Annotated in this window: 17 protein-coding genes; 3 read left to right on the top strand and 14 right to left on the bottom strand. The window is 73.1% G+C overall.

Going from position 1 to position 25,579, the window contains the following annotated elements; translation table 11 throughout:
- Positions 1 to 171: 171 nt before the first annotated feature.
- The 5 genes from AB0C19_RS27895 to AB0C19_RS27875 all read right to left on the bottom strand — a co-directional run bounded on the left by AB0C19_RS27895 (position 172) and on the right by AB0C19_RS27875 (position 7,746).
- Positions 172 to 810 carry a hypothetical protein gene (locus AB0C19_RS27895; protein WP_357190069.1) on the bottom strand — a complete coding sequence of 213 codons (639 nt, stop codon included), beginning with the start codon at positions 808 to 810 and terminating at the stop codon, positions 172 to 174.
- 322 nt (positions 811 to 1,132) lie between these two features.
- The gene (locus tag AB0C19_RS27890) at positions 1,133 to 1,567 is read right to left on the bottom strand and encodes a hypothetical protein (protein ID WP_357190067.1); all 435 of its coding nucleotides are present in this window, start codon (positions 1,565 to 1,567) and stop codon (positions 1,133 to 1,135) included.
- Positions 1,567 to 2,439, bottom strand: coding sequence for a hypothetical protein (locus AB0C19_RS27885; protein ID WP_357190065.1), 873 nt, complete (start codon positions 2,437 to 2,439; stop codon positions 1,567 to 1,569). Before AB0C19_RS27885 ends, AB0C19_RS27890 begins: the two co-directional genes overlap by 1 nt.
- On the bottom strand, positions 2,436 to 4,982 hold the full coding sequence (locus AB0C19_RS27880; protein ID WP_357190063.1) for an FtsK/SpoIIIE domain-containing protein: 2,547 nt from the start codon (positions 4,980 to 4,982) through the stop codon (positions 2,436 to 2,438). Before AB0C19_RS27880 ends, AB0C19_RS27885 begins: the two co-directional genes overlap by 4 nt.
- A 97-nt stretch (positions 4,983 to 5,079) precedes the next feature.
- Positions 5,080 to 7,746 (bottom strand): hypothetical protein, encoded by a 2,667-nt coding sequence (locus AB0C19_RS27875; protein WP_357190061.1) that lies wholly within the window; start codon positions 7,744 to 7,746, stop codon positions 5,080 to 5,082.
- 175 nt (positions 7,747 to 7,921) lie between these two features.
- Between AB0C19_RS27875 and AB0C19_RS27870 the strand changes: the two genes are divergently transcribed.
- Positions 7,922 to 9,454 (top strand): M1 family metallopeptidase, encoded by a 1,533-nt coding sequence (locus AB0C19_RS27870; RefSeq protein ID WP_357190059.1) that lies wholly within the window; start codon positions 7,922 to 7,924, stop codon positions 9,452 to 9,454.
- 134 nt (positions 9,455 to 9,588) lie between these two features.
- On the opposite strand, the gene AB0C19_RS27865 is transcribed toward AB0C19_RS27870, so the two are convergent.
- The 4 genes from AB0C19_RS27865 to gltB all read right to left on the bottom strand — a co-directional run bounded on the left by AB0C19_RS27865 (position 9,589) and on the right by gltB (position 17,992).
- Positions 9,589 to 10,110 carry a hypothetical protein gene (locus tag AB0C19_RS27865; protein ID WP_357190057.1) on the bottom strand — a complete coding sequence of 174 codons (522 nt, stop codon included), beginning with the start codon at positions 10,108 to 10,110 and terminating at the stop codon, positions 9,589 to 9,591.
- 69 nt (positions 10,111 to 10,179) lie between these two features.
- Positions 10,180 to 11,577 carry an MFS transporter gene (locus AB0C19_RS27860; protein ID WP_357190055.1) on the bottom strand — a complete coding sequence of 466 codons (1,398 nt, stop codon included), beginning with the start codon at positions 11,575 to 11,577 and terminating at the stop codon, positions 10,180 to 10,182.
- 174 nt (positions 11,578 to 11,751) lie between these two features.
- Positions 11,752 to 13,287 (bottom strand): glutamate synthase subunit beta, encoded by a 1,536-nt coding sequence (locus tag AB0C19_RS27855; protein ID WP_357190053.1) that lies wholly within the window; start codon positions 13,285 to 13,287, stop codon positions 11,752 to 11,754.
- A complete protein-coding gene (gltB, locus tag AB0C19_RS27850; RefSeq protein ID WP_357190051.1) occupies positions 13,280 to 17,992 on the bottom strand; it encodes a glutamate synthase large subunit in 4,713 nt (1,570 codons plus the stop codon). The genes AB0C19_RS27855 and gltB overlap by 8 nt, the downstream gene beginning before the upstream one ends.
- A gap of 144 nt (positions 17,993 to 18,136) precedes the next feature.
- On the opposite strand from gltB, the gene AB0C19_RS27845 reads away from it, so the two are divergent.
- Positions 18,137 to 18,982 carry a GNAT family N-acetyltransferase gene (locus AB0C19_RS27845; protein ID WP_357190049.1) on the top strand — a complete coding sequence of 282 codons (846 nt, stop codon included), beginning with the start codon at positions 18,137 to 18,139 and terminating at the stop codon, positions 18,980 to 18,982.
- A gap of 133 nt (positions 18,983 to 19,115) precedes the next feature.
- Here AB0C19_RS27845 and AB0C19_RS27840 read toward each other — a convergent pair whose 3' ends face one another.
- Together AB0C19_RS27840 and lgt are read right to left on the bottom strand one after the other, a co-directional pair.
- Entirely contained in the window at positions 19,116 to 20,303 is a 1,188-nt protein-coding gene (locus tag AB0C19_RS27840) for an NAD(P)/FAD-dependent oxidoreductase (protein ID WP_357190047.1), read from the bottom strand.
- Positions 20,304 to 20,312: 9 nt separating this feature from the next.
- On the bottom strand, positions 20,313 to 21,491 hold the full coding sequence (gene lgt, locus AB0C19_RS27835) for a prolipoprotein diacylglyceryl transferase (protein WP_357190045.1): 1,179 nt from the start codon (positions 21,489 to 21,491) through the stop codon (positions 20,313 to 20,315).
- Between the two features lie 102 nt (positions 21,492 to 21,593).
- On the opposite strand from lgt, the gene AB0C19_RS27830 reads away from it, so the two are divergent.
- Complete coding sequence (locus AB0C19_RS27830) at positions 21,594 to 22,214, top strand: NUDIX hydrolase (protein ID WP_357190043.1); 621 nt, start codon at positions 21,594 to 21,596, stop codon at positions 22,212 to 22,214.
- 128 nt (positions 22,215 to 22,342) lie between these two features.
- On the opposite strand, the gene trpA is transcribed toward AB0C19_RS27830, so the two are convergent.
- Genes trpA through trpC form a run of 3 tightly spaced genes read right to left on the bottom strand, consistent with a single transcriptional unit; the run spans position 22,343 to position 25,227 of the window.
- Positions 22,343 to 23,146, bottom strand: coding sequence for a tryptophan synthase subunit alpha (trpA, locus tag AB0C19_RS27825; protein ID WP_091407799.1), 804 nt, complete (start codon positions 23,144 to 23,146; stop codon positions 22,343 to 22,345).
- Between the two features lies 1 nt (position 23,147).
- A complete protein-coding gene (trpB, locus tag AB0C19_RS27820; protein ID WP_357190041.1) occupies positions 23,148 to 24,386 on the bottom strand; it encodes a tryptophan synthase subunit beta in 1,239 nt (412 codons plus the stop codon).
- 37 nt (positions 24,387 to 24,423) lie between these two features.
- A complete protein-coding gene (gene trpC, locus AB0C19_RS27815; RefSeq protein ID WP_030334428.1) occupies positions 24,424 to 25,227 on the bottom strand; it encodes an indole-3-glycerol phosphate synthase TrpC in 804 nt (267 codons plus the stop codon).
- Positions 25,228 to 25,579 lie beyond the last annotated feature (352 nt).

The raw sequence follows: 25,579 nt of genomic DNA, 5'->3' as shown, positions 1-25,579 counted from the left end.
ATCTGCGCCCGCTCCGCGGACGACAACCTCTGCCCCGGCATGACCCCTCATCCTGACGAGAATCCACCCCGTTGCAACAACCACTTGAGCCCAAGTGGCGGGGATACCCCGACTTCCGTGAAACCGAGTGGATCATGCCCGCCGGCGAGCTCAGCCGGGCCGGCAAAAGCGCTACGGCGACGGCGGGCCGTTCTGGGCCCGGGTGATCAGGTCGTGCAACGGCTTGGTGCCGCTGCCGACCATCACACCGGTCACGACGGCGTCGACCCAGACCGCGATTCCGTTCCAGTCGGCGCCGGCGACCGCGTGCAGAACGTAGAACCCGCCGGCGCTGGACGCCACGGTGGCCATCCCGCTGGCGAGACCCCAGGCGACGATTGTGCGGTTCGCCTTCGCGCGCGCGACCTTGGCGGTGGCCACGGCGACGGCCTCGCGGTCAGCCTCGGTGGGGCCGTCGACCCGGATGTTCACGTCGGTCACCGTTCGGGACAGCGCGGCCTCGGCGGCGCGTCCTGGCAGCCACCGGGAGAACGGTTCCAGGATCCGCTCGACCGCTGCGGCGAAGACCAACAGGGTGAGGAAGACGCCAGTGGTGTCCTCGGGCTGGATCTTCGCCGCGGAGGCGCCGCTGCGCCAGATCGCCCAGCCGGCGACCGCGCCGACTGCGATCAGCCCGAAACCGGCGACCACCGCGCCCGCGCCGGCCTGCTGTGACGCGGCGACGACCGACGGCCCTGGCTCCTGCTCGGGTCGGGGCGTCGCCGCACCGGCGTTGACCGGCGAAACCGCAATCCCGCCCCCTGTCGACATCGGCTCGACCTGGGTGGACGTCTGTCCCTGCAATTCCCTGACCAACCTTACGACGGCCGCTCGCGAGACGTCGAGGCGTGATGATCCGGACCCTCGGCGAGCGGGTGGCGCACCGACTGCGCTCGGGGCGCGAGACTACGGCACTGAGGCGAACACAGTGGATGGCCGGGTTGGGTGGTCAGCCGGCCGATGTTCGACACGGGTTTCAGGATGTCGGGGTTTCCCACCGGCCCAGACACCCCGATTTACGCAAAGCCGAGTGGATCATGCCCGGGACCAGTCGAGCCGGGGTCAGCGTGTAGGCGCCGCGGAGGTCTCGCCCCTACAGCAGGCTCCCGTGGGCGGTGACGACCAGTCGCCACTCCGGTGTTCGGAGGGTTCGCAGATCCGGGGCCACGACAGGTTCGCCGCCGGGCGCGCAGACCCCGTACACCTGCGACGCGACTGCCTCGGTGAGGAGGTGGTCGAAGTGGAACGAGCCTTCGAAGCCGAGCCAGACCACTGTGTCGCCGGCGGCACAGGCGACCCGCAGGCAGTGGGCCAGGTAGCGGTGCAGGAGCGGTGGCAGTTCGTCGAAGACCAGGTCGTACTCGGCGACACGGGCGTACGGTTCGTCCCGCTCGAGGGAGTAGGTCTGCACGTCGAGCGGCACGACGCCGCCGTCGGCGAATTCCGGCACCCGGGCCGTGACGCCCGGCACGAACACGCTGACGACCGGCTGCGCGGCGAAGCGCAGACCGGATGCCAGGTCAGTCATCAGCGCAGGCCGCGGACCATCAGCAGGTACGCGCAGTAGGCCATCGGCACCACCAGGAAACAGATCAGGAACCCGAGCGGCAGGTAGCGCGGCGGGGTGCCGGCGACCATCGCGGGTCGCCCCCACCGGCCCAGCACCAGGTACCCGCCGAAGAACGCCACCGCCGGCAACCCCGCGCAGATCCACGCGCCGAGGGTGAACCCGTCCACCAGACCGACACCCGAGGCGAGCACCAGCATCAGCACGAGCACCCCGGCCGCCGCGCCGCACCCGGCGTAGACGGCGACCGCCCGCGCCAGCGGCGACCACGTCGGCAGCAGCGCCGGCCGCTGGGCCAGCAACTCCGCCTGCTGCCCGTGCCGGTCGGCCTCGTCGGCCATCCGCCGGGCCAGCTCCAACTCGACCGCCGGGTCGGCCGCCGCCGCACGCTGCGCGGGTACCCCGCCGCCCGCCGGGCTCACCGCCGTCGGCAGCGCCAGCCGCGCCTCCCCCGCCGGCAGTTGGGGGTACGCCCCGACCCCCGCCCGCCCCGGCGCGCCGGCTGCGCCGGCGGGTTCCCCGTCCCCGGTTCCGGGTGCGGAGAAAGGGCCACCGGCAGCGGAGGGCGACCCGGGTGGACCGGGCCAGGCAACGGTCTCGCCGGGCCGTCCCGCCGTTGCGGCGGGGGTGGCGGGTGGTTGGTCGATGCCGATGGCTCGGCCGAGCTGGTCGAGGCGCTGCCCCTGGGCGGTCAGCCGTTGCTGGAGGTAGTCGACGGCGGCGTGCAGGTCACGGCGGCGCGCGGACTCGGCGGCGGCGTGCTGTTCCCCGGCGCGGTGCTGCGCGGAGAGCTGCCGGGCCAGCGCCGCGTACTCCTCGAAGGACACTGTCACCGCTCCCCGTCCGGGTCGTGCCCGTCGCCGACGAACGGGACGATCAGCCGCGTGCGCTGGTCGTGCCGGTCGATCAGCAGCGCCCGGTCGGGGCGGGGCGTGTAGGCCAGGTCGTGCGCTCCGAGGTGCATTGCCAGCTCGGCGCCGGGCACGTTGAGAGCGACCAGGCAGGCGACGTCGTCGCGGTTCTGGGTGCCGCCGAGGTCGTCGGCGAGCCGGCGCAGCCCCCGCCACCAGCCGAGCAGGTGCACCCCCTGGCCGGGGCCCTGACGCAGGACGGTACGCAGGTCGTCCAGGCCGGAGCGGAACGTGGCAGGGTCGGTGGCACCGAGGACGGGCGCGGCGGCGTCCACGCCGAACACCACAAGGTATTCGCGGCCGGTGGGGTCGGCGGCCAGGGCGGCGATCCGGTCGCGCAGCCCGACCGCGTCGAGGCGCCGCACCGGGTGGCCGGCGGCCCGCAGCAGCGTTTCGGTGTCGTCGGCGACCGGATCGGCGACGTCGACCAGGCAGGCCAGGTAAAAGCGCGCGTCGCCGGGGGTGTGCTGGCGGGCCAGGCTGAGCGTCGCGGCGCGCAGCACGTCCGCGCCTGTCGGTGCGGTGCCCACCACGGCGAGGTGCCGGCCGGGTGTGGTGTCCATCAGGAACAGTGCTGTGGTGCCGTGCACGTCGACGGTTCGGCCGACCAGGGCCATCGGGCGTCGACCACCGGGGCGCAACCCGGCGTAGGTGCTGTCGTCCTCGATCCGCGCGGCTTCGTACCCCTTGAAGACCGCTGGGGCCCGCGAGCCTGGCGGGCGGGCCTGCCACAGGTCGTGGCGTAACGCGGCGAGGTCCGCAGTGGCGGCGTGCGCGTCGGGGAAGCGCAGCACTGTGTCGGCGCCGACCGCCCCGGCGGCGGTGTTGACCACGGCGGAGCCGACCGGTAGGGCCGCGGCGGCGTCGTTGAGCTGGTCGAGCACCCCGCCGCCGCCGGGCAGGGCCACCCGCAACGCGAACTGCCCGAAGATCGCCTCGGCCCGCCCGTAGAGGGCTTCGATGCCGGTCATGCTCTGACTGGCGAGCACCAGGTGGATGCCGTACGAGCGGCCCTTGCGGGCCAACTCCTCCAGCAGGTCGACCGACTCGCGGGCCAGCGCGTCGTTGCCGGCGAGTAGCACGTGGAACTCGTCGATGACGGTCACGATTCGCGGCAGCGGATTGTCAGGGGGCAGGTCGGCGAGCTTGGTGACGCCGTGCCGTTTGAGGGCGGTGGCCCGGCGCTGCGCCTCCCGGCGCAGCTCGCGCAGCACGGCGAGGCCGTACTCGCGGTCGGACTCGATGCCGACGGCGCGGGCGTGCGGCAGCCAGGACGGGTCCCGCCCGGTGGGCACGAACTCGGTGAAGCTCACGCCCTCCTTGAAGTCGAGCAGGTAGAGCTGCAACTCGGCCGGCGAGTAGCGGGCGGCCAGCCCGTAGAGGACGTCGAGGAGGAAAACGGTCTTGCCGGCACCGGTGCGCCCGCCGACCAGCCAGTGTGGGGTGGCGTCGTCGAAGGCGAGCGTCAGCGCGGCGCCGAGGGCGGCACCGCCGCCGGCCCGGCCGATCACCGTCCGCAGGCCGTTGCCGGCGGACTCGGCCCAACGCCGTTCGGGCAGCAGGTCGGTGAAGGGCAACGCGTCGGCGCGACGGGTGGCGGTGCCGAGGTGCTCGGCGAGCGCGCGTACCGAGGCGGGCGGCGGGTCGCCGTCGAGCAGGACGGGTGCGGCGAGCCCGCTGCCGTCGGCGCTGAACGGGGCGCCGGGTGGGTCGCCGACGTGCGCGTACCCCTGGTTGAGCCGCACCGCTGTGGTGCCGCCCAGCGGCGGCGCGGTCTCGCCGGGCAGCCGGGGCGGGTGGCCGGCGAGCAGCACGCACACGGCGGCGGCCGGGCCGGCGTGGGTGAGCGCGGCGAGCCGGGCCAGCTCGCGCGGCGGCGGTGCGGCGGTGGCGACCACCACCAGCAGTCGGCGGGCGGCCTGCTGGCCGTGCTGCGCGGCGCGGGCGTGCTGCTCGGCGGCGTCCAGCAGCGCGGCCACCTCGGCCTCACCGGTGGCCGGCGGGTCGAGCACCCCGGCGTCGAGCAGCGGTCGCAGCGGGCCGAAGGTGGCACCGAGCGCTGCGGTGTCGATGCCGGCGACGCGGACCTGACCGGGCGGCGCGGTGGCGACCAGCCGCAGCACCAGCGCCCGCAGCAGCCCGGCGACCTGCGGGTCGCGGGCGTCGGTGTCCACTGCGAGGTGGTGGCCGCCGCCGAGCGGGACCAGCACCGGAAAGGCGCCGTCCGCTGTGGACGCCTCGCCGATCCGCACCGCGGCCGGATCGTCGGTCAGCGGGGTGACGCCCGGGGCGGGGGTTGCCAGGGCCGCGCCGAGGCGGGCGAGGCGGGTCACCAGGTCGTCGGCGCCGACCGGCGCGACGGTGGTCGGTGCCGCCCCCAGGGCGCTGCGGGCGGTGTCCAGATGCGCCCGAGCCGCCCGGTGGGAGTTGACCGCCTGCCCGTACGCCGACGCGAGCCTGCCCACCCTCTGCCCCCAACGCCACGGCCGCCTGGTCCCAGGAACCCTAACGGACACCGGCGGCACCCGGACAGTCCTGCGAGGACGTGTCACGCGGGACCGGTCAGGCGGGGCCGCACGCCGCCGGGCCGGAGGCGTCGGCGGCCCCGCAGCGGAACACCTCCACCGGCGCCCTCGCCACGTCGGGCACCTGCTCCACACGCATCAGGGCCAGCCGCTTGTCGACCGGCTCCCCCGAGTCGGGCGTGAACCGGATCAGCCCGGCCACGCCCGGGTAGCCCTGCCCGGCGTTCTGCCGGAGCACCTCCGCGTGCACGCCCACCGGGTTCACCGAATCCGGCTTCCAGCGTTGCCGGGGGTCGGCGTGGTGCAGCCGGGCGGCGAGGCTCTCCACCGCCCGGACCAGCATCATCGACGCGTCGTAGGCGAGGCTGACCCGCTCGCCGACCTGCTCCTCGGAGCCGGGCCGGCAGCGCGGCGGGTCGAGCAGGTCGTCGGCCTGGATCCAGGACAGGAAGCTGGCCCGGGCGTCGTCGTCGCGCCGGTCCTGGGCGGCCCGCAGCGCAGCGCAGGTGGCCAGGGCCGCCTTGGAGACGTACGTGACGGGCAGGTTGCCGGGTGCTGCGGCGCGCAGCCCCGGGTTGGCCATGTACCGGTTGGCCGAGTCGTCGGCGACGAGGTGTCGGGGCGGGTTGCCGCCGCACTCGCGCAACGCCCGCAGGAAACCGTCGAACTCCGACCACCGACCCGCGTAGAAGAGCATGCCGGTGTAGCCGCACTCGTCGGTCAGCCGCTGCCCGGTGCGCCACGCGTCGAGGCGGGTGAGCCGGGGGCCGAACTGTTGTCGGAGCCCGTCGACGAGGGTGCCCACGTAGAGGTCCTCGGTGAGAGTGCTGCCCTCCAGAGTGGTGTAGAAGACGTGCGCCTCGTCGACCTTCAGCACCTGCTTGGCGTACGCGTCGACCAGCTTCACCTGGTCCTTGTTCGGTGCGGAGATCTGGAGGTAGAGGCGGGAGTTGGCGTCCATCTTGTCGGCGGAGAGGGTGGGCGCCAGCACCGGCAGCCCGACCTGGTTCAGCTCGCGCAGCGCGCGGGCGGTGCTGGTGCGGCTCTCCACCAGCCCGACCACCCCGAGCACCGTGGGGTCGTCCCGGGCCAGCTCGGCCAGCATCGCCACCGCCCGGTCGGCGTAGATCATCTGGCGGCCACCGTTGGCCACCACGATCCGCAGCAGCGCGGCGCCGTTGGCGCCGGCCGACTCCTTCAGCAAGGCGTACTGGGCGGTGGCCATCCCTTCGAGTTCCTCGCGCTCGGAGACGTACGACTCATCGTCCGCGCGGGTCAGATTGCCGGTCAGGGTGCCCAGGTAGACCAGGGTGAGGAAGGGCCGTCGTCGGTCGCTGCGCTGCCAGACCTCCTCGGCGGCGCGGTTCTGCGCGAAGATGCGCTTTTGAACTGTGCGCAGCCGGTCCTGGCCGGGGTCGTTGTTGAACACCTGCGAGGCGCTGTCGCTGTAGCCGACACACTCGCCTTTGCCGACCACCTCGACCGAGACCTGGCCGGTGAGCGAGGGGTGACAGCCCGGTCCCCACCGGCTGGCCACCCACAGGCCGAGCACCGCCACCAGCACCAGGCAGAGCGCCGTCGGCAGGAAGCGTCGCGACCACCACGGCGGGTCGGGCGCGGAGAAGGGGCGCACCCCGGCACGGGAGGGTGGGCCGGTGTCGGTGTCGTCGGGGCGCAGCGCCACGAGCCAGGCGGCCGGGCGGCGCAGGCGGCGCATCTCCGGCAGCGCCTCGACCCACTCGTCGAATGCCTCGTCGGCCTCGGTCAACGGGTGCGGCTCGGGCAGTTCCGGCGGGGGCCGCCCACCGGACGCGATGACGAGCAGCGGGTCGTTGCGGCCGGTCTCGGTACGGACGTCGCCGATCAGTCGGACCAGGTCCCCGCCGACGTTGCCGGGGGCGACGTGGTCGATCAGCAGAGCCGGGTACGCGGTGCGCCGCCAGTCCGACGGGCGCCACGGCCGACGCCGGTACGCCTGCCGCAGGTCCTCCAGGAACGCGTGCAGCAGCAGCTTGTTGACCTGGTCGGGTTGCTCCCCGTCGCGCCAGCCCGCGGTGAGGCGCTCGGCGAAGCCGAGGAAGGTGACCGACTGCCGGGGCGCCAGGTACTGCTGACGCATGAACCAGTTGTAGTGCCGCCCGAGCACCGGCACCCGACCGGAGACGGCAGCCCGGAAGACCACCCCCGGCACGGCCCGACGGACCAGCCAGAGCAGCACCTGGGAGACGATGCTGACCGCGTCGCCGCCGGAGGGCAACGCCTCCGGCGTGCGCGGGCCCCTGCGGTCGCGCAGGCGGCGGACCAGGGCGGCGCGGCTGTCGTCGGCGTCGACGCCCAGGCTGAGGCTCTGCTGCATCAGCCAGTCGGCGAGCGGATAGTGCCGGAAGCGCAGCCGGGCGGCGCCGAAGGCCTCCAGGGAGAGCTGCCGGTGCAGCTCGCGCAGCAGCGCCGGCACGTCCCCGGCGCCGGGCGGCGCGTCGGCGTCCAGCACGGCGTGCGGGACCCGCCGCCGTGGGCCCTGGCCGAGGAACCGGCGCAGCGGCACCATCAGATCCGCGGTGTCGGAGCGGACCAGCCACAGCAGCGGCAGCCGGCGATCGCCGCGACGGGGTCGCCGCAGCAGCCGGGCGAGCAGCGCGAACAACTCCAGGCCGCCGGCCGGCAGCCGTTCCCGGCCCGCTGTCGACTGCCGTTGGCCGATCAACTTCCGATTGGGTAACTCCGAGCGTCGCACGTGTCACCTCCGATCAACACAGTGTGACCTTGCGGTGCAAGGGACGCCAGAGCGCGACGACGGCCGATGGGTGTGGCAGGCCGACGACGTTCACAGTTGTCGATTAGGTTGGCCTGGCGAACACCCGATGGAGGGAGTCCACCCCGTGCGACGAGTCCTCACGGCGGCCACCACCGCCCTGACCCTCACCACCGCCGGCACCATGCTCGCCGGCACCCCCGGCCAGGCCGCCCCGACGGGCTGGGGCCGTCCGGTCGTCTCGGCCGCGCCGCAACCCGGCGCGCCCGGACTGGGCGACAGTTACTTCCCCGACTACGGCAACGGCGGCTACGACGTCGAGCACTACGACGTCCGGCTGCGCTACGAACCGGCCACCGACCTGCTCACCGGCACCACCACCATCCTCGCCACCGCCACCGCGGACCTTTCGACGTTCAATCTGGACTTCCTGCTCGACGTCGAGTCGGTCCGGGTCAACGGTTGGGCGGCGAGCACCAGCACCGCTGGTGCGCACGAGTTGGTGGTCACCCCGGCCCGCACTGTGACCCGGGGCCAGCAGCTCACCATCGTCGTGCGCTACTCCGGTGTCCCGTCGGAGGCCCTGGTCAACGGCTACACCGGCTGGACGCGTACCGACGACGGCGCCCTCGCCGTCAACGAGCCCGAGTCCGCGTGGTGGTGGTTCCCGAGCAACGACCACCCGCTGGACAAGGCGACCTACGACATCTCGGTGTCGGTGCCCACCGGCGTCGAGGTGATCAGCAACGGCGTGCAGCCGAGCCCGCCGCTGGCCGAGGCCGGCAACCGCACCCGGTGGATCTGGCGGACCACCTCCCCCACCGCCACCTACCTGGCGTTCATGGCCATCGGCCAGTACGACATAGTCACCGACACCGCCCCGAGCGGCCAGCCGGTGATCAACGCGTACAGCACCTCGCTGGGGGCCCTCGGGCCGGCCGCGCGGGCCAGCATCGAGCGGACCGCCGAGATCGTCGACTGGGGGAGCGGGATCTTCGGCCCGTACCCGTTCGAGGCGCAGGGCGGCGTGGCCGGGCCGATCGACGGCATCAGCTTCGCGCTGGAGACGCAGACCCGCCCGGTGTACGGGCCGGGCTTCTGGCGACGCGGCGCAAACACCTACGTGGTGACGCACGAGCTGGCCCACCAGTGGTTCGGCGACTCGGTCTCGGTGGCCGACTGGCGCAACATCTGGCTCAACGAGGGCTTCGCCTCGTACGCCGAGTGGCTCTGGTCGGAGGAGCAGGGCGAGGGCACCGCCCAGGAGGTCTTCGACTTCACCTACGCCAGTTACCCGGCCGACGACGGGTTCTGGCAGGTGCTGCCCGGCGCCCCGGGTGCCGCTCGGATCTTCGACAACGCCGTCTACGACCGGGGTGCGATGACCCTGCACCAGTTGCGGCTGGCCGTCGGCGACGACGCGTTCTTCGAGATCCTGCCGACCTGGACCGCCGAGCGCCGCTACGGCAACGGCACCATCGAGCAGTTCCAGGCACTGGCCGAGCAAATCTCCGGGCTGGACCTGGACGACCTGTTCACCACCTGGCTGTTCACCGCCGGCCGGCCCGACGTGGCGAGCGCCGCCCGTAAGGCCGCCCCGCCGACCGAGCCGAAGTCCTGGGCCAAGATCCGCGAGTCGCACCACCTGATGTCGCACTAGCCCCACGCCCGCGTCGATCATGGAGTTGTGGTGCCTCACAGACCGGGCACCGGTGGGCATTCCGCCCACCACAACTCCATGATCGACGCGGCGGGGGTGCGGCAGCTCGTCCGACGGTGCTGGCGGGTGGGGTTCTACGGGGTTTGGGCCGGCCGGGCGTTTGTCGCCTCGGTCGTGCTCGCCTCGACGGCGCGGATGTGCCGGTACGCGAACCAGAGCGGCGGGAACGCCCCGACCGCGAAGGACAGGTCGACGACCGTCCAGAACCAGGGGATGTCCCGGATCGGGCCGCAGATCAGGGCCAGCGGAACGATGCCGGCACAGGCGATCATGCCGACCTGCACCACCCAGACGTTGCGCACCGGGTCGCGCAGTGGCCCCCAGAAGGCCACCGCCAGCACCAGGTGGGCGAAGGCCAACCAGTCGGTGCCGTAGAGCAGGAACGGGTAGTCCTCGCCGGCCGCCACGAGCCCGGTGTGCACCCGCTCTATCCAGGCGACCAGAGCGGGCAGTTGACCGGCGAGCGGATCCAGTACGCGCAGCAGCCAGCGCACCTCGATCTCCAGCGGGAAGGCTGTGACACCACTCAGGAAGAGCCCGATCAGCACGATCCACAGCCATCGGCGGGTTCGCCGTAGCCGCTCCTCTATGTCCATGATCGCAGCGTAACGATGATCTTCGTGTCGCCCTGTCCCGGAAGCGGGCCGCTGGGGGTGACCGCTGTCTCAGCGGTTCGCGACCGGCCCGGCGGTGACCAACTCCCGGAGCCGAACTCCGCCCGACCGCATCGCCCCGGCTTCGGCGGGCGCGATGACGCAGACCGCACCGGCGGGCCGGACCATGCGGGCGGCCCGGAACGCCGCTCGTCGTACCGGATGGCGGGGCCGCGGAACGACGAGCGCGAGGGTCGCGGCGCGGCCACGCTGCCGATCCAGGGCGACGCCGGCCGCCGTCGTGGCGATCGCCGCTGCGGCTCCGGCGAGGACGAGCGTCTGCCGGGGCCCGGCGTGTTCGGCGAGCCAGCCGAGCAGCGGGGCGCCGACCGCGGCGGAGACCGAGCCGGTGACCGCCAGGGCGGCGAGCACCCGGCCCCGCATCGCGCCGTCGGTGTCGAGCTGGGCGCGGGTGCCCACTGTGGTGTCGATGACCACCGCGGCGGCGGCGATCGGCAGGATCACCGCGGCGAAGCTCCAGGTGCCCGGTGCGAGGCCGGCGACGATCTGCAACCCGCTGGCGAGCAGGCCCGCGACGACGAGCGTCCGGTAGCCCAGGGAACGCCGGCGGGCCGCGACGAGCGCGCCCACCACAGTGCCGACCGCGAACACCGTCGACAGCAGGCCGTACCCGGAGGCGCCGGCGTTCAGTGGCCCGTCGCTCATCGCGGCCATTGTCACCTGGTAGTTGCGGCCCAGGCTGCCGAGCACGAACGACAGGGCGAGCGCGAGGAGCAGCACCGGCTGCCCACGCAGGTAGGCGAACCCGGCGCGGACACCGCCCCGTGCCCGGCCGGCGTCCAGGGCCGAGAGGCCGGGCACGGCTCCCGGGCGTACGGCGAACAGCGCCACCACCACTGCGGCGAAGCTGGCCGCGTTGATGCCGAACAGCAGGGCGGGTCCGACGGCGGCCACCACCACGGCACCGAGGCTCATGCCGAGGATGCGGCCGGCGGAGTTGGTGAGCGAGCCGAGCGCCAGCGCGTTGCCCAGCGTCTCCCGGTCGACGAGGCTGGCGGCCCAGCGCCCCATCACCGGCCCTTCGATCGCCGAGACGGCACCGGTGGCCAGCGAGATCGCGAAGATCAGCGGCAGGCCGCCGACCCCGGTCACTGCGACCGCCGCCAGTCCGGCGGCGAGCACCGCGTGGGCGCCCTGGGCGGCGATCAGCAACGGGCGGGCGGGCAGCCGGTCGGCCAGCACGCCGCCCCAGACGCTGAGCAGCAGCGTGGGCGCCGCCTGGAGCAGCACGGCGAAGCCCATTGACGTCGCCGAGCCGGTCTCCTTCAGGACGTACCAGTTGACCCCGAGGACCTGCATCCAGGTGCCGATGACGGAGACGAAGCCGGCGAGCGCCCAGATCCGGTAGTTGCGGTGGCGCAACGCGGCGAAGGTGGCACCTCTGGCCACGACGGACCTCCAGCGATCGGCAGCATGATCATTCACACCGATCGCGGCGCGGTTCGGCAGCCGACAAGTCTTGCCGGCTTAAACCTTTTTGCCCACCTTTGTGAGCGGCTTCACCAGCGGGAATGCCCGGCCGGTGCGGTGGCGGACCTGCCGCACCGACCGGGCGCCCGTACCTCAGCGAGCGGCGAGAGCCTGCGCGGCCGGGCCCACCGGGGCCGGCAACGCACCAACACCGCCCAGATAGCCGTGGATGGCGGCGGCGACCGCCCGCCCCTCGGCGATGGCCCAGACGATCAACGAAGCGCCCCGGTGCATGTCACCGGCCACGAACACCCCGTCGGCGTCGGTCTGCCAGTCGTCGCCGGCGTCGATGGCGCCCCGAGGGTTTCGGGCCACGCCGAACTGCGCCAGCAGCGGCTGCTGCTCGGTGCCCTCGAAACCGATCGCCAGCAGCACCAGGTCGGCCGGCAACTCCCGCTCGGAGCCCGGCACCACAGTGACGACCCGCCGGCCGTCGCGCTTCTCCACTGTCACCTCGGCGATCCGCACCGCCCGCACCTGACCGGTGCCGTCGTCCACGAACTCCTGCACCGCCACGGCGAAGACCCGCTCGCCACCCTCCTCGTGCGCCGGGTAGCTGCGCAGCACCCACGGCCAGGTCGGCCACGGGTCCCGTGCCTCGTCGCGCTCCTGCGGCGGCTGCGGGTACAGGTCGAGCTGGTGCACGCCCGCGGCGCCCTGGCGGTGCGCGACGCCGAGACAGTCGGCCGCCGTGTCACCGCCACCGATGATCACCACGTGCTTGCCGGCCGCGTCGATAGGGGTGCCGTCCGGCAACACCGCCCGCGCCAGCCGACGCTCGGCGGTGGCCACCACGCCGGCCTGGTCGGTGGCCGCCGTGGCGACCGCGCGATTCGCCGCGACCAGGTGCGCCATCGCCTGGTGTACGCCCCGAAGCGCCCGCCCCGGGGTCTCCGGCGTGTCCCTGCCCTGCAACGCCCCACAGGCCAGCAGCACCGCGTCGTGCTCGGCACGCAACTGCTCGGCGGTCACGTCCACCCCGACGTTCACGCCGGTACGGAAGCGCACCCCCTCGGCGGTGAGCTGGGCCAGCCGGGCATCGATGTGCCGCTTCTCCAACTTGAAGTCGGGAATGCCGTACCGGAGCAGACCACCGATCGCGTCGTCGCGTTCGTACACAGTCACCGCGTGACCGGCGCGGGCCAACTGCTGGGCGGCGGCGAGGCCGGCGGGCCCGGAGCCGACGACGGCGACCGACCGGCCCGACGGCGCCGGCACCGGACGGGGAGTGAACCCGCGCGCCGCGGCGGCGTCGGCGATTTCCACCTCGACCTGCTTGATGGTCACCGGTTGACCGCCGGAGATGCCGAGCACGCAGGCCGCCTCGCAGGGCGCGGGGCAGAGCCGACCGGTGAACTCCGGGAAGTTGTTCGTGGCGTGCAGCGACTCCGCGGCGGCGTCCCAGTTGCCGGTGCGCACCAGGTCGTTCCAGTCCGGGATGCGGTTGCCCAGCGGGCAGCCGTCGTGGCAGAACGGGATGCCGCAGTCCATGCATCGGGTGGCCTGCTCACGGACCAGTTCCTCACCGGCCGGCGGGTACACCTCCCGCCAGTCGCTGATCCGCACCGGCACCGGGCGGCGGGCCGGCAGCCGCCGGTCGTAGCGCAGGAAACCGTTCGGGTCAGGCACGTGCCACCTCCTGGGCAGCCACCCGCGGGGCGGGCGGCACCGGCATCGCCGGCACAGCGGGCGCGGTCAGTTCTGTCATGACCGCGTCGTCGACGTCGCGGCCGGCTGCTTCGGCGGCCCGCATGATCTCCAGCACCCGGCGGTAGTCGCGGGGTACCACGGCGGTGAACTCGGCCACCGCCTCCGGCCATCGCTTGAGCAGCTCCTCGGCGACCGCCGACCCGGTCTCGGCCACGTGTCGTTGGACCAACTCGTGCAGGAGCGACTGCTCCTGCTCGCCCAGCGGCAACAGGTCGACCAGCTCCGCGTTGACCCGGGCCCGATCCAGGTGGTGCACGAACGCCGTGCCGCCGGACATGCCCGCCGCGAAGTTCCGGCCGGTCGCGCCCAGCACCACCACGGTGCCGCCGGTCATGTACTCGCAGCCATGGTCTCCGACGCCCTCGACCACTGCGGTAGCGCCGGAGTTGCGCACCGCGAACCGCTCCCCCACCCGGCCGCGCAGGAAGACCTCGCCCGCCGTGGCCCCGTACAGGATGGTGTTGCCGGCGATGATCTGATCCTCGGCCCGCTGCCCCGGCTCGGCGTCCGGGTCGAGGAACGGCGCGGCGGCGTCCGGACGGACGATGAGCCGACCCCCGGAGAGGCCCTTGCCGACGTAGTCGTTGGCGTCGCCGTGCAGACGCAGGGTCACCCCGCGCGGCAGGAACGCGCCGAAGGACTGCCCAGCCGTGCCGTGCAGCACGAACTCGATGGTGTCGTCGGGGAGGCCGGCACCGCCGAAGCGACGGGTCACCTCACCGCCGAGCATCGCGCCGACGCTGCGGTGCTCGTTGCGCACCGCCACCTCGACGCGCACCGGCGCCCCGTCCGCCAGAGCCGGACGGGCCAGCGCGATCAGCTCGTTGTCGAGCGCCTGATCCAGGCCGTGATCCTGCGCGCGGATCCCGCGTCGGGCCGCGCCGGCCGGCAGCTCCGGCAGGTGCAGGACGGGCGCCAGGTCCAAGCCGTGCGCCTTCCAGTGCGTCAGCGCCGGGGCCACGTCGAGCACCTCGGACTGCCCGATCGCCTCCTCGATCGACCGGAAACCCAGCTCGGCCAGGTACCCCCGGACCTCCTCGGCGAGGAAGAGGAAGAAGTTCTCCACGAACTCCGGCTTGCCGGTGAAGCGCTCCCGCAGCACCGGATTCTGCGTGGCGATGCCGACCGGGCAGGTGTCCAGGTGGCAGACCCGCATCATCACGCAGCCCTCGACGATCAGCGGCGCTGTCGCGAAGCCGAACTCCTCCGCGCCGAGCAGCGCCGCGATCAGCACGTCCCGGCCGGTCTTGAGCTGGCCGTCGACCTGCACCGTGACCCGGTCGCGCAGCTTGTTGAGCAACAACGTCTGCTGCGCCTCGGCCAACCCCAGCTCCCACGGGGTGCCGGCGTGCTTGAGCGAGTTCATCGGGGAGGCGCCCGTGCCGCCGTCGTGGCCGGAGATCAGGATGACGTCCGCCTTGAGCTTCGCCACCCCGGCGGCGACGGTGCCGACGCCGACCTCGCTGACCAACTTGACGTGCACCCGGGCCGCCGGGTTGACGCACTTCAGATCGTGCACCAGCTGGGCGAGGTCCTCGATGGAGTAGATGTCGTGGTGCGGAGGCGGCGAGATCAGACCCACGCCGGGGGTGGCGTGCCGGGTCCGGGCGATCCACGGCCACACCTTGTTGCCGGGCAGCTGACCGCCCTCACCCGGCTTGGCGCCCTGGGCCATCTTGATCTGGAGGTCGTCGGCGTTGACCAGGTATTCGCTTGTCACACCGAAACGGCCGCTGGCGATCTGCTTGACCGCCGAACGCCGGGCCGGGTCGTGCAGCCGCTCGACGTCCTCGCCACCCTCACCGGTGTTGGACTTGCCGCCGAGCCGGTTCATGGCGATGGCGAGCGTCTCGTGCGCCTCCGCCGAGATCGACCCGTACGACATGGCGCCGGTGGCGAACCGCTTGACGATCTCGGTGGCCGGCTCGACCTCCTCGATCGGCACCGCCGGACGAACTCCGGTGCGCACTGTGAACAACCCGCGCAGCGAACCGGCCTGCGCCGCGAGCGCGTCGACCTTTGCGGTGTACTGCCGGAAGACGTCGTACTGCCGGCTGCGGGTGGCGTGTTGCAGCAGGAAGACCGTCTCCGGGTTGAACAGGTGCAGCTCACCCTCGCGGCGCCACTGGTACTCGCCACCGACCTCCAACCGGTCGGAGGCGGCGGCGCCGGCCGGCGGCCAGGCCAGCGCGTGCCGGGCGGCCACCTCGGTGTGCACGCCCGCGAGACCCACCCCGCCGATGCGGCTGGGGGTGCCCCGGAAGTAGCGCTCGACCAGCCGGCTGTCCAGGCCGACCGCCTCGAAGACCTGCGCACCGCAGTACGAGGAGACCGTCGAGATGCCCATCTTGGACATGATCTTCAGGACGCCCTTGCCGAGCGCCTTCGCGTAGTTGCGCACCCCGGCGGCGGGCTCCACCCCGGCCAACGTGCCGGTGGCGATCATGTCCTCGACCGACTCGAACGCCAGGTACGGGTTCACCGCCGCCGCGCCGTAGCCGATCAGCACCGCCGCGTGGTGCACCTCTCGGCAGTCCCCGGACTCGACGATCAACGCCGCCCGCGTACGGGTCTGCTCGCGGACCAGGTGCTGGTGCACGGCGGCGGTGAGCAGCAGCGACGGGATCGGCGCCAGGTCGGCGTTGGAGTCCCGGTCGGAGAGCACCAGGATGCGCACGCCGTCCTCGATCGCCTCGGAGACGTGCCGGCAGATCTCGGTCAGCCGCGCCTTGATCCCAGCGGCGCCCTCCCGGATCCGGTACAGCCCGGAGACCCGGACGGCCTTGAAGCCGGGCAGGTCGCCGTCCTCGTCGATGGAGAGGATCTTCGCCAGCTCGTCGTTGTCGATGATCGGGTGCGGGAGCACGATCTGCCGGCAGCTCGCGGCGCCCGGGTCGAGCAGGTTGCCCTCCGGCCCGATTGTCGACGCCAGGCTGGTCACCAACTCCTCGCGGATGGCGTCCAGCGGCGGGTTGGTGACCTGGGCGAAGAGCTGGTGGAAGTAGTCGTAGAGCAGCCGCGGCCGGGTGGACAGCGGCGCGATCGGGGTGTCCGTGCCCATCGAGCCGAGCGGCTCGACGCCGGTGCGGGCCATCGGCCCGAGCAGGATCTTCAGCTCTTCCACGGTGTAGCCGAAGGTCTGCTGCCGGCGGCGCACCGAGTCGTGCGTGTAGACGGTGTGCTCGCGGGCCGGCAGGTCGTTCAGCTCGATCAGCCCGGCGTGCAGCCACTCGCCGTACGGCTGGGCGGCGGCCAACTCGGACTTGATCTCCTCGTCGTGCACGATCCGCCCGGCCACCGTGTCGACCAGGAACATCCGGCCCGGCTGGAGGCGCCCCTTGGCGACCACGTGGGCCGGGTCGAGGTCGAGGACACCCGCCTCGGAGCCGAGCACCACGAGCCCGTCGTCGGTCTGCCACCAGCGCCCCGGGCGCAGCCCGTTGCGGTCCAGCACCGCGCCGACGATCTCGCCGTCGGTGAAGGCCACCGACGCCGGACCGTCCCACGGCTCCATCAGGCTGGCGTGGAAGCGGTAGAAGGCGCGTTTGGCCGGGTCCATCCCCGGGTCGTTTTCCCAGGCCTCGGGGATCATCATGAGCACCGCGTGCGGCAGGCTCCGGCCGGCCAGGTGCAGCAACTCCAGGACCTCGTCGAAGTTCGCCGAGTCGGAGGCGGCGGGGGTGCAGACCGGGAAGACCCGCCGGATGTTGCCCGGCACGTTCGGCGAGCGCAGGAGCGCCTCGCGGGCCTGCATCCAGTTGCGGTTGCCCCGGATCGTGTTGATCTCGCCGTTGTGGGCGATGAACCGGTACGGGTGCGCCAGCGGCCAGGACGGGAAGGTGTTAGTGGAGAAGCGGGAGTGCACCAGCGCGATGGCGCTGTCCACCCGCTCGTCGCGCAGGTCCGGGTAGAACGCCGGCAACTGGTCGGGCGTGAGCATGCCCTTGTAGACCATGGTGCGGCTGGACAGCGACGGGAAGTACGCCGGGACGCCGCGCTCGGCGGTCTCCCGTTCGGCCTGCTTGCGCAGGCAGAACGCCACCCGGTCCAGTTCGAGGCCGCGCAGCGGGGAGCCGGCCGGCCCGTCGGGCGTGTCGGTGAGGCGGTGCGCGGCCAGGAAGAGCTGCCGGACCCGGGGCATCGCCGCCAGGGCGGTCTCGCCCAGGTCACTCGGGTCGATCGGCACGTCCCGCCAGCCGAGCAGGTCGGCACCCTCGACCAGCGCGTACTTCTCGACCACCCGGCGGGCACGCGCCTCGGCGGCATCGTCGTCCGGGAGGAAGACCAGCCCCGTGGCGTACTCGCCCGCTGGGGGAAGCACGACGTCGGCCACCGCGCGCAGGAACGCGTCGGGCACCTGGATCATGATGCCGGCGCCGTCGCCGGTGTTCGGCTCCGCGCCACGGGCGCCCCGGTGGTCCAGCCGACAGAGCGCGCCGAGCCCATTGGCGACGACCGAGTGTGAACGCCGGCCGTGCAGGTCCGCCACGAAGGCCACGCCGCAGGCATCGTGCTCCTGCGCTGGGTCGTAGAGACCCTGGGCGGACGGACGGGGGTGGGGCGTCGGGGACGCCTGCGGGCTGTGCGGGTGCGGCTGTTCTGTGTCCGCGTACGGCTGAGCCACCGGGCCTCCTGTCGTCACTCAGGTTGGATCATGGTGGGGACGACGTCGGCCCGTGGGTCTATTGAGTCTACGTTAGGGCCGGGGTCGCACGGCCACCCGAGATTGATCACACCGTCCACTGGCTGGGACGTGTAGTCTCGCGCGGTGGATCCGCTACACAAGCACGTCTTCGACCGGTTGGAACGCTTCTACGACGCGGTGCCCCGCGACGTCGCCGGTGCGGAGGAACATGGCGCGCTGGTGCTGTTCGTCCGCGAAGGTGCCGGCTGGCCGTTCTACGCCCGCCCACGGATCGACGCCACCGAGCCGCCGTCGCTGGCCGACGTGGTCTCGGTCCGCGAGCGCCAGCGGAAGCTGGGCCTGCCAGAAGCCTTCGAATGGGTGCACGAGACGGCCCCCGAGCTGCTGGCGGTGGCCCGCTCGGCGGGGCTCAGCGTGCTGGAGGCACCGCTGATGGTGCTCGACCCGAGCGCGCTGCCCGACCCGGCGACGCTGTCCGACGCGGCGGTGCGGGTGCTGGCGGCCGACTCCCCCGGCTTCGCCGCCGACGTCGCCGCACGGCGTGCGGTGGCAGCGGTCGCGTTCGCCGCCGCCGGCACCGCCCCCGGTGACGCCGGCCCGGCCGAACGCGACGCCGCCGTCACCGAACTCGAACTGGCCGCGCTCGACGAGGAGCGCGTCCGGATCGCCGACGGGCGACGGATCTCCGCGCTGGCGGGCACGCCGACCGAGGGCGCGCTGGCCAGCGGCATGGCGATGCGGGTGGACGACGTCGCGGAGATCGCCGGGGTGGCCACCCTGCCGTCCGCCCGACGACGCGGGCTGGGCGCCGCGCTCACCGCCACCCTGGCCCGGGAACTGCTGGCGGCCGGCACCGAGCTGGTCTTCCTCTCCGCGGGCAGCGAGGAGATCGCGCGGGTCTACCTGCGGGTCGGCTTCCGCCGAATCGGCACCGCCTGCATCGCCGAACCCGCCGCCCTCATCCCCTGACCTGCCCCGCCCCGCTCCGCTCCCACTCCCACGCGCGTCGATCATGGAGCTGTGGTGCCGGCTTGAGGCGGATTTACCACCTTCGTCCACCAGCACAACTCCTTGATCGACCCAAGGTGTGGGGTGGGTGGGGTCAGGTCGGTGGGCGCCACTGGGCGGCGGAGGTGGCGGCGCTGGAGAGCAGGCGGGAGTTGATCGTGCCCAGTGCGGCGTCCCGGGCGCGCAGCGCCAACCGGCCCCGGGTCTGAAGCACCGCCGACATCCGCCTGGTCTGCCGGACCACAGTTGCGGCCCGGGGGCGGCGCACCCGGTCGTACGCCTGGACGGCGTCGGGCAGCCGGGCCTCCCGCAGCAGCGACGCGAGCGTGGCGGCGTCCTCGAACGCGAGGCAGGCGCCCTGCCCGAGGTGCGGCGGCATCGCATGCGCCGCGTCGCCGAGCAGCACCACCCCACCGGGCCCGACCGGAAAGCCGTACGCCCGGGGCAGCGGACGCAGCTCGCGAACCTCCTGTTGGACCAGGTCGGCCGGGTCGGTGGCGTCGAGCAGCGCGCCGACCGGCGCGGGCCAGCCCGCGTACCAACGGCGCAGCAGGGCGAGCTGGGTCTCCGGTGGTTCCGGGCGGGGGGCGCCGGCGGCGGTGGCCACCCAGTAGATGCCACCCCGGCTGGACCCACCCGAGGAGCCGCGCTCACCCAGCGACGCGGCCACGAAGCGGTAACCCGCGCCGAGAATCTCACCGGCCAACGGCTGATCGTCGGGCAGCCGCGGTGCCTGGTACCAGGGGATGACGGCCCGCCAGGCGGCGCACCCGGAGCTGACCACCCGGGACTCGGGCGCGAGTTGGCGTCGGATGCCGCTGTCAGTGCCGTCGGCGGCCACCACCAGATCGGCCTCGATGGTGTGCCGCCCGTCGCTGACTCCCGGCCGCTCGCCCGGCTCGACGCGAACGTGGCGCACTGTCACCCCGGTGCGTAACTCGACCCGCTCGCCGAGACCGGCGATCAGCGCGTCGTGCAGATCCTCCCGGTGCACCACCACCGGCATGCGGTCGGCCGGGATGGGCCGGGGCTGCACGAGCCAGTGCCCGTCCGGGCGACGGACCCCGCCGTCGGGCAACGGGGTGGCGATGGCGGCCAGACCGGCGCCGAGGCCGAGGGCCTGGAGCGCGCGGACACCGTTGGGCCAGAGCACCACAGCGGTCGGCTCGGGACGCACCCGTTCGGCGCGTTCCAACACTGTGACCTGCCAGCCGGAACGGGCCAGCGCGCCGGCCACCGCGAGGCCACCGACCCCTGCGCCGACCACCACCGCGCTTCGCATCGGTGCCGCTCAGCTGTCCCGGTCGGCGGGACGCGCGCCCGTGGCGTCGGCCCGGTCGGTGCGATCGGCGGACGGTTCGTCAACCGGCTCGTCGTCGTTCGACGTGAGGTCGGCGGCTGCCGTGTCGTCGGACGGCTGGCCATCAGCCGGCCGGGAGTCGTCGTCGTTCGCCGGCGGCACATCGCCGGTCTCCTGCCAGGCGGCGTACTGCTCCTCGCTCACCACCCGGTAGCCCTCCGGCGCGGCGGCCCGCGTGGGAGTCTCCCGCTCGGAGAGGTCGACCTGGGACAGGTCGGACGTGGGGGGCGGGGTCGTCGTCGCCGGGCCGAGCGGGATCAGGTAGTCCCGAGGGCCACGCACCCGGACGAAGTAGATGAGGGCGCCGAGGAAGACCAGGGCGGCGGTCCAGACGTTGAGCCGGACGCCGAGGATCTGGTTGGCCTCGTCGGTGCGCATCAGCTCGATCCAGAACCGGCCGACGGTGTAACCCATCACGTACAGCGCGAACGCCCGCCCCCGGCCCAGCTTGAGCCTGCGGTCGAGGAGGAGGACCAGAGCTACGACGCCGAGGTTCCACAGCGCCTCGTAGAGGAAGGTCGGTTGGTAGAGACCCGGTTCGAGGATCGGCTGCCCGGCGTCGTCGCGCAGCGCGTGCCCGGGGTTGTCCGGGTCCATCCGGTGGATCTCCAGACCCCATGGCAGGGTCGTCCGGCCACCGAACAGCTCGTTGTTGAACCAGTTGCCGATCCGGCCGACGGCCTGGGCCAGCGGCAGCCCGGGGGCCAGCGCGTCGGCCACCACGCCGAACGGAATGCCGAGCTGTCGGGCCGCGATCCAGGCACCGACCGCGCCACCGGCGACCGCGCCCCAGATGCCGAGACCGCCCTCCCAGATGGCGAACGCCTTCATCGGGTCGCCACCGGCCCCGAAGTACTTCTCGGGTGAGGTGATCACGTGGTAGATCCTGGCGCCGATGATGCCGGCGGGCACCGCCCAGACGGCGATGTCAAGCACCGCGCCGGGCGCGACGCCGCGCTGCCGCAGCCGGCGCTCCGTCACCCAGCAGGCCAGCACGATGCCGGCGATGATGCAGAGCGCGTAGGCCCGGATCGGCACCGGCCCGAGCTGCCAGACCGCGGTGCTGGGGCTGGGCAGGGCCGCCTGGGGGGAGAGCGAGGCGAGGGTCACGGGTGCACACGCTACCGCTGCACACCCCCGCAGCGGCACCCCGGGCCGCTGGAGGGCGCATCCCGGTGACTTCTGGTTTGCGCCGCCGTAGGCTCTTTGTCCATGAGCGCGCTCACCTGGGCGGTCGCCGCGGTCGTCACCGACGACACCGGTCGGGTGCTGCTCTGCCAGCAGGGTCGGGGGGTCCGCCGCTACGCGTTACCCGGCGGACGGCTGCGCCCGGCCGAGGACCCGGTGCGGGCGGCGCTACGGGACATTCGCGCGGAGACCGGCTGGGACATCGAGCTGATCGACCTGGTCGGGGTCTACCGCCTGAGCGTCCCCCCGGGAGATGCCGCCGCCGGACGCGCCGGGCCGGCGCCGGACGTCCTCGTGCACGTGTTCCGGGCCCGCACGGCCGGGGTCCGACCCGCCAGCGACCCACCGCCGGACTGCCGGTTGTCCTGGTACTCCCCCGAGGCGCTGCCCGAGGTGGTCACCCCGCTCACCCGGGCCGCCGTCAGCGACGTGACCGCCGGCCGCTCCGGCGTGCTCCGCGACGTCCCCTGCGCGCCCGGCACCGTCGCCTCCGCGCCGATGCCGGCGGCTCGCCCGGCCGAGGACGGCCGCCCGACGATCGGCCAGGACGCGCAGCCGCCGGGGACCGGCCAGGACGCGCAGCCGGGGGCGGGGCAGCCACCGGAGCAACGCGGCGAGGCCCCGGACCGGTCCCTGCACCCCTGACAAGCCGCAACCGTCCCGAGGTCCGCCGCGTGGTCGCGAGCAGCCTCGCTTGGCGCGAGCGCCGAGGGTTGAGCCGGGCGAACTCAGCGGGGCCGGGCTCAGCCGGGCCGGGCTCAGCCGGGCCGGGCTCAGCGGGTGGGGTTACGGACGCCCTCGGCGAGTTCGGCGCTGAGCGTGCGCAGGGCGGCCAGCCCGTCGGCCTCGGTGGGCGCGTCGAGCACACACCGGACCAGCGCGCTGCCCACGATCACTCCATCGGCGTAACCGGCGACGGTGCCGGCCTGCGCGCCGGTACCCACACCCAGACCGACACCGATCGGCAGGTCGGTGACAGCGCGGGCCCGGGAGACCAGCGTCGGGGCGGCGTCGGAGGTACGCGCCCGGGCGCCGGTCACCCCCATCACGGCGGTCGCGTAGACGAAGCCGCGGCAGTGCTGCACAGTCATCGCCAGTCGAGCGTCGGTTGACGACGGCGAGACCAGGAACGTGCGGTCCAGCCCGTGCGCGTCCGAGGCGGCCAGCCACTCGTCGGCCTCGTCGGGGATGAGGTCCGGGGTGATCAGGCCGGTGCCGCCGGCGGAGGCCAGGTCACGGGCGAAGACGTCCACGCCGTACCGCTCGACAGGGTTCCAGTAGGTCATGGTGACCACCGGAGCGCCGGTGGCCGCCACCGCCTCGATGATGCGCATCGTGTCCGCTGTGCGTACGCCCCCGGCCAGCGCGATGTCACTGGCCCGCTGGATCACCGGCCCGTCCATCACCGGGTCGGAGTAGGGGATCTCCACCTCGATCACGTCGACGCCGGCCTCGACCATGGCGGTCATCGCGGCGATGCTGCCCTCGACGGTGGGGAAACCGGCCGGCATGCAGCCGACCAGCAGTGCCCGTCCGTCGGCGCGGGCCTTGTCGAAGGCCACCCCGATCCGGCTCATCTCACCGCTCCTTGTCGAGGATGCCGAAGTAGTCGCCGGCGGTGTGCACGTCCTTGTCGCCCCGCCCGGAGAGGTTGACCACGATGGTGGGCTCCCGGCCCAGTTCCGCGGCGAGCTTCGGAGCCAGCGTGACGGTGCCGGCGAGCGCGTGTGCGCTCTCGATCGCCGGGATGATGCCCTCGGTACGGCAGAGCAGCTCGAAGGCGGCCATCGCCTCGTCGTCGGTGACCGGCAGGTAGTTCGCCCGGCCGGTGTCGTGCAGCCACGCGTGTTCGGGCCCGACGCCCGGGTAGTCCAGGCCGGCGGAGATCGAGTGCGACTCCAGGGTCTGCCCGTCGGCGTCCTGGAGCACGAAGGTGCGGGTGCCGTGCAGCACCCCGGCGGACCCACCGGTGATGCTCGCCGCGTGCCGGCCGGTGGCCACCCCGTCGCCGCCGGCTTCGAAGCCGTACAGCCGCACTGCCTCGTCGCCAACGAACGCGTGGAAGATGCCCAGCGCGTTGGAGCCGCCGCCGACGCAGGCGGTCACGGCGTCCGGCAGCCCGCCGGTGAGGTCCAGGCACTGCTGGCGGGCCTCGTCACCGATGCCCCGCACGAAGTCGCGCACCATTGCCGGGAACGGGTGCGGGCCCGCGGCGGTGCCGATCAGGTAGTGCGTCTCGTCGACGTTGGCCACCCAGTCGCGCATCGCCTCGTTCATCGCGTCCTTGAGGGTGCGCGAGCCGTTGGTGACCGGAATGACCGTCGCGCCGAGCATCCGCATCCGGGCCACGTTGAGCGCCTGCCGCTCGGTGTCGACCTGGCCCATGTAGACCACACACTCCAGGTCGAACAGGGCGGCGGCGGTCGCGGTGGCGACACCGTGCTGGCCGGCGCCGGTCTCCGCGATCACCCGGGTCTTGCCCATCCGCTTGGTGAGCAGCGCCTGGCCGAGCACGTTGCGCACCTTGTGCGCACCAGTGTGGTTGAGGTCCTCGCGCTTGAGCAGCACCCGCGCGCCGACCTTCGCGGAGAACCGCCGGGCCTCGTAGAGCAGCGAAGGCGTGCCGGCGTAGTCGCGCAACAGCGCGCCGAACTCCGCCCGGAAGGACTCGTCCGCCATCGCCGTACGCCACGCCCCGTCGAGCTCGTCCAGCGCGGCCACCAGGGCCTCGGGAACGAACCGACCGCCGAAGCGGCCGAAGTGGCCGGCGGAGTCGGGCTGCGGGCCGGCCACCGGGGCCAGCGCGTCGGCGCTCATCGGGAATCCTCTCGGTGGGACGTCAGACCGGCGCGGGTCAGCGCACCGGCCGGGGCGTTGCCGGGTGGTTGCCGGCGTTGACCAACTCGGCGACCGCCTCGCGGGGGCTCTTCTGGGTGACCAGGCCCTCGCCCACGAGGACCGCGTCGGCGCCCGCGGAGGCGTACCGGATCAGGTCGTGCGGGCCACGAACGCCGGATTCGGCGATCTTGACGACGCTGCTGGGCAGGCCCGGCGCGATCCGCTCGAACACCGACCGGTCGACCTCCAGGGTACGCAGGTCACGGGCGTTGACCCCGATCACCTGCGCGCCGGCTTCCAGCGCGCGGTCGGCCTCTTCCTCGTCGTGCACCTCGACCAGGGCGGTCATGCCCAGCGACTCGATCCGCTCCAGCAGACCCATCAGGACGTTCTGCTCGAGGGCGGCGACGATCAGCAGAACCAGGTCGGCGCCGTGCGCGCGGGCCTCGTGGATCTGATAGCTGGAGACCACGAAGTCCTTACGCAGCACCGGCACGGTGACCGCGGCACGGACGGCCGCCAGGTCGTCCAGCGAACCGCCGAACCAGCGCCCCTCGGTCAGCACGCTGATCGCCCGCGCCCCACCTGCCGCGTAGTCGACAGCGAGGTCGGCCGGATCGGCGATCTCGGCCAGCCGGCCCTTGGACGGCGACGAGCGCTTCACCTCGGCGATCACGGCCACGCCGGGCTTGCGCAGCGCCGCGTACGCGTCCATGGGCGGCGGCGCCGCCGCTGCCAGTTCACGGATCCGCTCCAGCGGAACCTGCTCCTGGCGTCGGGCGACGTCTTCACGCACGCCGGCCAGAATCTCGTCGAGCACGCTTACGGACGCTGCCTGGCCGGCCTCGTCCCCCTCCGCGTGCGCATGCTCAGCAGTCACGAACGGACTCCCCTCTCCGGGCGTCATGGGCCGATGCTAGGGGCAGCCGACCGACGCCGAATGCCGGGGGTATGGCGCTGCTCACGAAAAGGGCTGCGGCATAATGGCCGACTTGCCGTGAAGGGGTTGTCACGCAGCGCCACCTCCGGTATCGACCACCGTCACGCGGTATGGAGCCTGGCGGCCGCGGTCAGACCGGGCCGATCCATCGATCATGCCACCAGTTTCCGCTCGCCGCCTGACCGCAGCGATGCCAATCGATGCTGTGAGCAAGCTCAAGGCCGAACGGACG

Source organism: Micromonospora sp. NPDC048842 (genome assembly GCF_040649935.1).
Classification (GTDB): Bacteria; Actinomycetota; Actinomycetes; order Mycobacteriales; family Micromonosporaceae; genus Micromonospora; species Micromonospora hortensis.
The sequence above is the reverse complement of the archived record's forward strand: the minus strand, read 5'-3'. Positions and strand labels throughout refer to the sequence as shown.

What these genes read in the sequence shown, in the direction of transcription:
- trpA (WP_091407799.1), bottom strand. Translation starts at nt 23,146, where the DNA reads ATGAGCCGGATCGGGGTGGCCTTCGACAAGGCCCGCGCCGACGGACGG.
- AB0C19_RS27895 (WP_357190069.1), bottom strand. Translation starts at nt 810, where the DNA reads ATGTCGACAGGGGGCGGGATTGCGGTTTCGCCGGTCAACGCCGGTGCG.
- AB0C19_RS27890 (WP_357190067.1), bottom strand. Translation starts at nt 1,567, where the DNA reads ATGACTGACCTGGCATCCGGTCTGCGCTTCGCCGCGCAGCCGGTCGTC.
- AB0C19_RS27840 (WP_357190047.1), bottom strand. Translation starts at nt 20,303, where the DNA reads ATGCGAAGCGCGGTGGTGGTCGGCGCAGGGGTCGGTGGCCTCGCGGTG.
- trpB (WP_357190041.1), bottom strand. Translation starts at nt 24,386, where the DNA reads ATGAGCGCCGACGCGCTGGCCCCGGTGGCCGGCCCGCAGCCCGACTCC.
- AB0C19_RS27865 (WP_357190057.1), bottom strand. Translation starts at nt 10,110, where the DNA reads ATGGACATAGAGGAGCGGCTACGGCGAACCCGCCGATGGCTGTGGATC.
- AB0C19_RS27830 (WP_357190043.1), top strand. Translation starts at nt 21,594, where the DNA reads ATGAGCGCGCTCACCTGGGCGGTCGCCGCGGTCGTCACCGACGACACC.